Here is a 10000-nt window from a genome sequence, read left to right as displayed (position 1 = left end):
GCTTAAGATGGACGCCTTAATTCATAACCTGAAGCTGAGTTGGTTCAGTATTAAAAGAGCACCTTTGCCTTATGCTTTAACTTTACTGATTTTAAGTTTAGGTTTGGGTACTTTTTTCAGTAACGCCACTTTGTATTATTGGATGAACCGAGACCCTATACCGGAAAAAAGTGCCACTTTATTTATGGCTCGCATCAACTCAGTGCCTGGAGATTGCACCGACTGTTTTGAGCCGCCCCGGGTCATGAGTTACATGGATATGCAGAAGATGAGTGGCAGCGGTATTACTTCAGCCGAAGCCGCGATGTTTTCCAGTGATGCTTACGCCAAAACAGTGGAAAATCAGCAGGCTACACCCAGTCAGGTGGAGCTGCGTATAACCCAGCGTGATTTTTTTAAGCTGTTTAATGTGCCTTTTTTACATGGCGAAACCTGGCCCGATAACAAAGCGCGGATGGAAGTGGTGATTAGTAAAAATACCGCGTTGAAGTTTTTTAGCCGCACTGATGTGGTCGGGCAGGAGATGCTGATTGATGACAAGCTGTATACAGTCATAGGCGTTTTGGACGACTGGGCTATGTTACCCCGTTTGTATGATGTGAATGGTCGTCGTTCCGCTGAACCTGCTGAAGATATCTATATTCCGCTGGAAACGGCTTACGATTTGGCAATTCAGTCCAATACCCAGAACTCATATTTTGATGTGGATTGGGATGGTAATATGGCCACTTACCCGCAAATGGCCAGAACCAATTTTGCTAATCAGCTGCAGTTTTGGGTGCAATTAGATAGCCCGGAAAAAGTGCGGCAGTACCAACAATTTCTGAAAAACCTGGTGGCCGATGAAAAAGCTGCTGGCCGTCATGAGCGCCCGGAAGGCAATAAGCTCGACAATATTCTGGATGTGCAAAAAGCCATGCGTGCGACCAATGACCAACTGGATGCTTTTGCTTTAGTGGCTTCATTATTCCTGTTGGTTTGTGTAGTCAACGCCAGTCATTTATCACTGAACCGTTATATGGCGAACCAGTATGAATTCAGTTTACGCCGGGCTTTAGGTGCCAGCCGCTGGCAGTTACAAAGCCAGATTATGGCGGATGTGTTATTAAGTTCCGCTTTAGCTTTTGCCGCAGCTTTATTCTTTGCGCAGCTGGGCTTATGGACCATCAACTCTTTATTACCCAGTACCAGAGCTTTGGCAAATTGGGACTGGCAGATGTTAGGCGTCATGGCGTTGTTTGTGCTGCTAATCAGCTATCTGGTGACCTTGTATCCAGCCTTAAAAACCTCATTCAGCCCGCTGAATCAACAGTTAAAACAATAAGGAGCTTATTATGTCAGTGCATTTAATTATTAAATCCTTATTGCGCCGCAAAGTGGTGACAGCCTTATTACTGCTGCAACTAGCTGTGACCTTAGGTTTGGTTGTCAACTCCTTGTTACTCGCAAGCGCAGCCAAAGAGCTGGTGCAGCAGCCTACAGGCCTGGCGCTGGAGCAAATTCTGACCGTAAGAGTAAAACCAACCAGTGCGGCGATGCGGGTTGAGCCTGCATTGTCCGAAGTCATTAGTCGTCAACTGGCAGCTGTACGTTTAATTCCAGATGTAGAGGCTGCTGAATACACTAATCAGATCCCGTTACGTCAGGGCGGCTCCAACTCAAACATCTTTGAAACTGACCGTCAGGACGAAAGCAATGTTGATTCCGCGCCTTATTACAATACAGGTGGCCAGATTTTTCAGGTGCTTGGCACTCAGTTAGTCGCAGGCAGAGAGCTGACCGAACTGGATAAAGGCACTCAAAATATTATTCTGACTGAAAAGCTGGCGAAGCAGCTGTTTTTAGAACAAAACCCTATTGGGAAATCAACCAATCAGGGCACAGTGGTTGGTGTAGTGTCTGATTTTTATTCGCAGCGATATGCCAGTGATCCTTTGTTCGGCGCAATCAATTTTGTGCCTATGGCCAGAGCTGAGATGGGTTATCAGTTGATGGTCCGGGTAGCTCCTGGTCAGTCTGAAGTTGTGCGTCAGCAATTAACAGATGTGATCAGAAATGCCGAACCTGAAATGGATATTGGCACTGTTATGCGCATGGATGAAAACCGTGACGAAGTATTTCGCTCTGAAATTGGTTTAGCTACTTTACTCGCCGTATTAAGTGGTCTGATGCTGCTGGTGGCTATGATATCAGCCTACAGTCACGCCCATTTCCATGCGCTGCAAATGCAAAAAGAAGTAGGGATTAAACGAGCCTTGGGCGCCAGTAAAGCGCGGGTGTTATTGGATGTATTAAGCGAAAGCTGGCTGACCACAGCCATAGGTGCGGGCTTTGGTATTCTGGTTTGTTATGCTCTTAATATCAGTCTGGCCAAGGTGATTAGCATACCTGCAGTACCAGTCTGGCTGCCGCTGCTGACCATGGTTTTATTGCTACTTTGTGTCACACTGGCCACATGGTATCCTGCCAGAATAGCAACACGGATATCTCCAGCAACAGCAACTAAGACCTTATGAAAAAAATACTGGTCATCGATGATAACGAGGCGGTTTGCACCGCCCTGATGACCCTGTTTCAGTTGCAGGGTTATCAGGTCTTTATTGCGCAACATCCGGCTCTGGCTAAAAGCATTTTGCAGCAGCAATCTATTGATCTGATTTTGCAGGATATGAATTTTGCTCAAGGCGAAATGAGTGGTGCCCAGGGCAAAGCGCTGTTTTATCAGCTGCGATCTGATTACCCGGCCATTCCTGTAGTGCTGCTGACGGCCTGGACTCATTTGGATATGGTGGTGGAACTGGTGAAAGCCGGTGCTACCGACTATATCGCCAAGCCATGGGATGACCAGCGTTTACTAACCACAGTGGCGAACGCACTGAAAATCAAACAACTGACCGAACAAAACCAGAAAGCCGAGCGCAAGCAGCAGGAAAGGTTAGGCCTGTTTGCCGGTAAAGACTTATGCGGCTTAGTGTTTACAAGCACTGCCATGGAACAACTGCTGCAAATGACCTTGCAACTGGCGCCCAGCAACGCAGCAGTTTTGATCACAGGTGAAAACGGCGCTGGTAAAGAGGGCATAGCTCAGGTGCTGCATGCCAATTCCAGTCGTAAACAACAGCCGCTGATCAAAGTAAATATGGGCGCTTTGCCTGCCGATTTAATGGAAGCAGAACTCTTTGGCGCCGAAGCCGGAGCCTACAGCGGTGTCACTAAAACCCGTATTGGCCGTTTTGAAGCAGCAGATGGCGGCACTTTATTTCTGGATGAAATTGGCAACCTGTCGTTATCAGGCCAGATGAAGTTACTGCGGGTGTTACAAACCGGTGAGTTTGAGCGTTTAGGCTCCAGTCAGACCCGTAAAGTGGATGTGCGTATTATCAGCGCCACCAATGCCGATTTAACCAAAGCCATAGCAGCAGGCAGCTTCCGGCAGGATTTGTATTACCGCATCAACGTAGTGCAATTGCATTTGCCAGCACTGAAAGACAGAGTGGACGACATAGTGCCTCTGGCGCGGCATTTTTTAGCAGGCCAAAAAAGCCTGACCAAAGCTGCAGAACAGGCGCTGCAAAGTTACCCCTGGCCTGGCAATGTACGTGAGCTGCAGAATTTATGTCAGCGCGCTTTATTGCTGACTTTGGCTGATGAAATTGACGCTACTGATTTAGCTTTGCCACAAGAGCATAACTCAGCGAAAAAAGCCCTGGATGATTTGGACAAAGAGCAGATAGAACAGGCCTTGCAACAGGCTCAGGGGGTAGTAGCAAGAGCTGCTAAACAATTGGGCATTAGCCGTCAGGCCTTGTACAGGCGCATGGAGTTTTATGGCATTGAACCAGTGTAATTTCTTATGCAGTTGATCAGGCGTTTATATCTGCTGGTGCTGGCCCTATTAGTGCCGGCTTTTTTGCTTTTGTTTTCTCTGCAGGCTGAACCGCTCTGGTATCTGCTGTTCAGTGGTTTTGTATTACTGGTGTTGCTGGTGCTGCACTTTGCGTTAAGTCCTTTACTGCAGGAAATTGAAGCACTGAATTTACATGCGCAAAACCTGCAGGACGGCAGTTTTAATGTCGATGCCAATAGGCAGCTGTTACGCGAGCTCAAACCTTTAGCGGAAGTATTGCAGCAAATGTCGGCACAACTGCGGCAGGAACGCGCCACTTTGTATCAGCGTGAATTACTGCTCGATACCGTATTGCAATCCAGTCCCAGTGCTATGGTACTGACCGATCAGACTGGTCGGGTGCTGATGACCAATCCGGCAGCCCGGGTTTTATTGCATCAGGGCCTGAAGTTTGAAGGCCTGTTGTTTTCTGAATTAACTGCCAAATTACCTGAACTGGCTTTGGCCATTCAAAGTGGACAACAGGGTTTGCTGCATTTAGGCGAACCTGTATCGATTTGGCATTTGTCGGTAAGTAGTTTTTCGCTAAATCAAAAACCGCATCAGCTGTATTTACTTAAACCTATGACCCGTGAAATTCACCGCGAAGAAGTCAAAGCCTGGAAAAAACTGCTGCGGGTGATAGGGCACGAATTAAATAATACGCTGGCGCCTTTGTCTTCACTGGCTTACTCAGGCCAACTGGTCGCTACAGAGCTGCAGCACAAACAGTTGCAACAAATTTTCCAGACCATCAGTGAACGTCAGCAGCATTTAAATCAGTTTTTACAATCCTATATTCAGTTTGCCAAACTACCGACGCCAGTATTGGCACCTGTGCAATGGGCGCGGCTGATTAACCAATTGCAGGATCAGTATGAGTTTGAACTAGAGGGTGATTTGCCACGCCGTGTCTGGTTGGCCGACTCGTTGCAGTGGTCGCAGTTGCTGTTAAATCTATTAAAAAACGCCCATGAATCGGGTTCAAACCCAGAACAAATCCAACTGAGTTTTACCGAACTGCCGGAGCAGTTGCTTATTCGTTTGCAGGACGCCGGTGGTGGTATGACTAGCGAAGCTCTGGCTCATGCCATGGTGCCTTTTTACACCAGCAAAGAAAATGGCTCAGGCATAGGTTTAACTTTATGCCGTGATATAGCCGAAGCTCATGGTGGTAGTTTAAGCATGCAAAATCAGGGCGCGGGGCTGTTGGTAACCCTTACATTACCAGCTTCAGGAGCTGGCAATTCCTTGACTGAACAGGCATGATAAAGCCTGAACTAAAATCGGGTGTTATAGCTGTGTCGGCAACTGAAAAACCAAAAAAACTCAATTTAAAAACTGTCGCTTCTTATCTGGGAGTGTCAGTGGCTACTGTATCCAATGCCTATAACAGACCTGACCAACTTTCCCCTGAATTACGCCAGCGTATTTTGCAACAATGCACTGAATTGGGTTACGACGGCCCAAACGCCGCAGCCCGCAGTTTGCGTACCGGCCGCTCCGGCATAGTGGCGATTTTATTGTCAGACACGCTGGAGTATTCAGTCAGCGACCCTGTTGCTAATCAGTTTATTAAAGGTGTGGCCGAAGTGCTGCAGGAACAGGGCATGGATATGCTGTTGTTGTCTGGCCGTCACGATACCAGCAGCAGTAGCGCCGAAGCTGTACCCGACGCTTTTATTTTGTATGGTGCGCCCAGCAACCCTGAGCAGCTGCAACGTATTATCAAAAGTGGTAAGCCTTTGATCACAGTGGACTGCAACCTGGACCATGTGATGTCGGTGAACGTCGACAACTACGCAGCAGCCCATCGTATTGCCGAACATGCCTTGAAAAAAATGCCGGGTAAAGTGGCGGTGTTGGGGCTGCGTTTAATAGAATCAGACCGGGTTTGTCGTATTCAGCCGCATGAGCTGTACAGCACAGAACAAGCTATTTCGCGCCGCCGTTTGGATGGTTATTTAGCCGCAGTGCAGGAGCAGGGCCGCGACTTGCCAGCAGATGCGGTTTGGCATATTCCTGTTAATACCCACCATTTTGCGTTAATAGCAGCCCGCGAAGCGTTAACCCAGTACCCCCGACCTCAAGTACTGCTGTGCATGAGCGACCGTATAGCCCTGGCTGCTATGGCAGTGGCCCGTGAGCTGGACATTACTATTCCAGACGATTTAGTGGTGGTTGGTTTCGACGGTATTGATGAAGCAGAACGCGCTTACCCCAGCCTGACCACTATAGCCCAGCACAGCGACGAAAAAGGCCGCACTGCTGCCCGTATTTTGTTGTCAGGCGAATTTGGCGCTGACCTTTTAATGCCATCTGAATTAATAATACGGCAAAGTTGTTAGGCTAATGTGGTTTCTTCTTTTTACCTGAACAGGCTAACTGCATGAAACTGTTACTGATTATTTTATCCCTTCTGGCTTTCCCTGAGCTGGCCCAAGCCGAACAATTAAAACTAATGAGTTATAACATTAGGTGTGGTTACTGTGAGGCCGAAGGTACGCCGCAGTACTGGCCTGAGCGTAAGTTCTTGCTGGCACACTTAATTCAAACTCAGCAGCCTGACCTGATTGGTTTACAGGAAGCTGAACTGTTTCAGGTGCATGATTTAATCGCCATGTTGCCTCAGTATCAATGGTTTGGTGAAGGCAGAGATGATGGCAAAACCAAAGGCGAAAGCACGGCGGTTTTGTATCGCAAAGACAAGCTACAGCTGCTGTCGGCCAAAACTTTATGGCTGTCAGAAACGCCTGAACAGGTCTCCAAAGGCTGGGACGCCGCCTTAAACCGCACTTTTACTAAAACTCAGTTTAAAGCGCTGAAATCCGGCCAGAGTTTTTACTTTTTGAACACCCATTTTGACCATATGGGCCAGCAGGCGCAGCTGCAAAGTGCCTTGTTGCTAAAAGCTGAGGCGGAACAGTTAGCGGCCAACAGCAAAGTGCTACTGACCGGCGATTTGAATGTCGAGCCCGGCAGCGAGCCCTATAAGGCGCTGAGCAAAAGCTTAAACGACAGTGCTTTAGTGGCTAAACAAAAGCATTCCAAAAATGCCGGTACTTTTAACGGTTTTGGCCGCGAGCCCAATAGCCCAAGCCAAACCATTGATTTTATTTTTGTAAGTAAAAACCTGCAGGTCAGCAGTTATCAGGTAGATAACAGAAGATACAACGGCTTATATCCTTCGGATCATGAGGCGCTGCTGGCTGTAGTAGAGCTAAACTGAATTTGGAAAATCCGGCCCTGTAACTTTTAAAGACAGAGCAGGCCGTTATCAATTGAAAAGGCAGGAGCAGCTATGAACAGAGGTTTGGCAGCGGTGTTGTTTTTGTTTTGTGGTGTTTTATCTTCAGCGCTTTATGCCCAAAGCCTGGATATTCAGCTGCCTGATCAGAAGCTAAGCTGGACGCTGGCCGAGATTAAACAAAAAGTACCAGTGCAGCAGATCAAGCTGTTTGACCCTGTCTACAACAGCGACAAAAGTTTTGATGGTGTGTCTTTACTGCAACTGTTAAAAGCTGCTGGTTATAAGCCGGGCCAGGCCGCAGATGAAGTGGTGTTAACCGCTTCTGACGGCTACGCGCCCAGCATGCCACTGGAGTTTTTGCTGGACGACCAGGCCGTATTGGTATTTGCTGAAAGCGGCAAAAAGGATTTTGACTTTGCGTTAGTCGCCCAGGGCAAAGCCATGGTATCGCCTGCGCCATTTTATCTGGTATGGAAACAAGGCAAAGCTGTCGAAAAAACCAGGCCCTGGCCTTATCAACTGGTGAAATTGGAGCTGGTCAGTTTTCAGCAACGTTACCCCAAACTCTATCCAACCAATGCGCCACAAAACTCAGCCGCTTATCAGGGCTTTTTGCTGTTTAAACAAAGCTGCATCAGCTGTCATTCCATCAACCTGCAAGGCGGTGAGTTAGGCCCTGAGCTAAACGCACCAAAAAATGTTACCGAATACTGGACTGACGATAACCTAAAAGCCTTTATCCCGAATGCCTCCGGCTACAGATACAAAAGCAAAATGCCCACTTTCCCGCAGTTCAGTAGCCAGGATATTGATTACTTAGTGGCGTATTTAAAGCATATGAAGGGTTATAAAGTTCAGTTGCCTTAGGGTTTAGGTGGTGCGCTCAAAAGTAAACTTTGGTGTAGCGAGTGAGGCGGCTGCGGAATGGGTATAGTCCACACAGACACGCCGTAAATACGTCCATGGGGGGCAGCGAAGCGTGTTGTTTCGCTATCCCTGCGAAACACGGTCTGCTTAGTACTACACCCATCCTCGCTTTGGTTGAGTTCTGTTTTGTTCGTGAAGCTGATTTTGGTTATATCTCTGGACTAATACACAGTGTTATTTGCCCTAACTATAAAACAGGCACTCTTGGAGCAAATCAACAGGCACATTTGTTTGTTGCTGAAAAAGGAAAAATGCTCTAATTTAGATACTTAGCGTGGACCAATCTAAAAATAACACGCCAGAGAAAAGTAAAAATGGGTCAGCACGCTTTTGGCCGCTGCTAACAGTCATTGATTGTAATTAATTACCATAGATCAAAGCGTCAGGGTTCAAATGCAAAATTACTGGGCACCATCAAGAATCATTGGCCTTTTCGGTATTGCCTTTATGATCTTGGCGACAACTACAAGCTATGTAGGTACAAAAAATCCAATATTGGTACTCAACGAGAACCAAGTTCTATATCTATTTTCAACTTCCGCACAAGTGCTAGCAGGGGTCTACGGGTTAACTCTCACAGGATTCATATTTTTCCGCAATGAACTAAGTCGTGAAGAGCTTGAGGATGAAACTTTAGTCGAGGCTGTAGAAAGCCTTAAAAACAGGTATTTCACTTTACTAATATTTGTAACTCTATCTTCCGTTGTTACGTTGTTACTCTCAAATTTGGCTATATCATACGAGAGTAAGGGAACATCGCTTAGCACTATAATTATAAACTCGGCACAATCCGCGTTTGTAACCACTTTGCTGGCAGTCACCTATTTCATTTTTGAAGTCATATCCCCCAAAAGAATTGAAAGAGAAAGCAGGAAGCTTCAGAGCCAGGTAGATCCTGAAAGAGAGGAAACAAACAAAGGAAGCCTCGAAGACTTCTTGAAAAACTACAACCAAATTGAAGAAATAATTGCCAAGTATGGTTCAATGTATCAAACAACATCTTCGATGGAATACGCCAGTAGACCTCGTCGGCATATTTCCAATGCAAAACTATCCGAAATGCTCTTCCGAAACGAGAAAATTAGCGAATCACTATATGGTGAAATCAGGGCTTTAATAACTCTTCGCAACTCGATAATTCATGGCGCCGAACCGGTTGTTAGCGAGCATATTGTGATTAACTCCTTCACTATTTTGAGTAAACTACGGAAAGAATTGGATCTAGTTAATGACCCATGACAACTGGTTCAAATCACTCGCTTCGCTCACTGGGACGGGCTAAAGTCTGTCCCTTTACAAACGTTACACGAATTAGTAAATCGAGAGTGATATGCAGGAAAAGAAAGTAGCATTACAAGTAATTGAAGAATCTTTAAACGAGCTAGAGTCACCTAAAGGCTCAATCCTTTCTGCTATTCAGAAATTACAAAGATCTGCGTCTATTGTGGGAAATGAGGCAATAAAGCGATGGTGTTCAATTCAACTTGGGGATTCTACTTATGTAAACCCATTAAAAGCTTTATCTGATTTCTTGGTTGAGCATCTAGACCCTTCAACGAGTGATTACAAGGACGGAATCTCGAAGCATATCAAAATTCTGGAAAAACTTGGTTTAACCCATGAAATTCACTTTACGAATGAAGAGATAAACATAAAGTTGGACGCTAACGGTGGCGGATATGTCAATATTGGATTTGTTGAAGAGCGCTATGCTGATCTTGTAAGGCTTAAAAAAGGAAATGATGGTACATACTACAAGAATCACCTAAATAACCACTTGAATTTCGTAAAAAAGAAAGCGCATGAGCTTGCGTCAGACTTATATAAGCAGCTCAAGTTCTCTGGAACTGTTAGTAATTGTTTTGACTTATTAAGAGATGCAGTTGACGATAAACTTCTAGATTTAAACCCTGCAATTTCTGAACAGCTTATGCTTG

The 10000-nt window shown here is 46.1% G+C and carries 9 protein-coding genes; all 9 read left to right on the top strand.

Features of this window, described 5'->3' with window-relative positions; genetic code table 11:
* Nucleotides 1–1324, top strand: a 1324-nt coding sequence (locus tag LDL40_RS08705; protein ID WP_367304308.1) for an ABC transporter permease, incomplete at its 5' end; no start/stop codon positions are given.
* Nucleotides 1325–1334: 10 nt separating this feature from the next.
* A complete protein-coding gene (locus tag LDL40_RS08700) occupies nucleotides 1335–2516 on the top strand; it encodes an FtsX-like permease family protein (protein ID WP_300994889.1) in 1182 nt (393 codons plus the stop codon).
* Nucleotides 2513–3847 (top strand): sigma-54 dependent transcriptional regulator, encoded by a 1335-nt coding sequence (locus LDL40_RS08695; protein ID WP_300994888.1) that lies wholly within the window; start codon nucleotides 2513–2515, stop codon nucleotides 3845–3847. Before LDL40_RS08700 ends, LDL40_RS08695 begins: the two co-directional genes overlap by 4 nt.
* Before the next feature lie 6 nt (nucleotides 3848–3853).
* Entirely contained in the window at nucleotides 3854–5155 is a 1302-nt protein-coding gene (locus tag LDL40_RS08690; RefSeq protein ID WP_300994886.1) for an ATP-binding protein, read from the top strand.
* Nucleotides 5156–5187: 32 nt separating this feature from the next.
* The gene (locus LDL40_RS08685; protein WP_300994885.1) at nucleotides 5188–6234 is read left to right on the top strand and encodes a LacI family DNA-binding transcriptional regulator; all 1047 of its coding nucleotides are present in this window, start codon (nucleotides 5188–5190) and stop codon (nucleotides 6232–6234) included.
* 41 nt (nucleotides 6235–6275) lie between these two features.
* On the top strand, nucleotides 6276–7115 hold the full coding sequence (locus LDL40_RS08680) for an endonuclease/exonuclease/phosphatase family protein (RefSeq protein WP_300994884.1): 840 nt from the start codon (nucleotides 6276–6278) through the stop codon (nucleotides 7113–7115).
* 72 nt (nucleotides 7116–7187) lie between these two features.
* Entirely contained in the window at nucleotides 7188–8003 is an 816-nt protein-coding gene (locus LDL40_RS08675) for a c-type cytochrome (protein ID WP_300994882.1), read from the top strand.
* A gap of 453 nt (nucleotides 8004–8456) precedes the next feature.
* Nucleotides 8457–9302: a hypothetical protein gene (locus tag LDL40_RS08670; RefSeq protein ID WP_300994881.1), complete on the top strand. Its 846-nt coding sequence runs from the start codon at nucleotides 8457–8459 to the stop codon at nucleotides 9300–9302.
* 91 nt (nucleotides 9303–9393) lie between these two features.
* A partial coding sequence (locus LDL40_RS08665) for a hypothetical protein (protein ID WP_300994880.1) occupies nucleotides 9394–10000 on the top strand: 607 nt, incomplete at its 3' end.

The sequence above is a fragment of the Rheinheimera sp. genome (assembly GCF_020217005.1).
GTDB lineage: Bacteria > Pseudomonadota > Gammaproteobacteria > Enterobacterales > Alteromonadaceae > Pararheinheimera.
This window is presented reverse-complemented; position numbering and strand designations above follow the sequence as displayed.

Excerpts from the sequence above, each read along its gene's own strand:
- LDL40_RS08700 (WP_300994889.1), top strand. The coding sequence starts at position 1,335 with ATGTCAGTGCATTTAATTATTAAATCCTTATTGCGCCGCAAAGTGGTG.
- LDL40_RS08695 (WP_300994888.1), top strand. The coding sequence starts at position 2,513 with ATGAAAAAAATACTGGTCATCGATGATAACGAGGCGGTTTGCACCGCC.
- LDL40_RS08690 (WP_300994886.1), top strand. The coding sequence starts at position 3,854 with ATGCAGTTGATCAGGCGTTTATATCTGCTGGTGCTGGCCCTATTAGTG.
- LDL40_RS08680 (WP_300994884.1), top strand. The coding sequence starts at position 6,276 with ATGAAACTGTTACTGATTATTTTATCCCTTCTGGCTTTCCCTGAGCTG.
- LDL40_RS08675 (WP_300994882.1), top strand. The coding sequence starts at position 7,188 with ATGAACAGAGGTTTGGCAGCGGTGTTGTTTTTGTTTTGTGGTGTTTTA.
- LDL40_RS08670 (WP_300994881.1), top strand. The coding sequence starts at position 8,457 with ATGCAAAATTACTGGGCACCATCAAGAATCATTGGCCTTTTCGGTATT.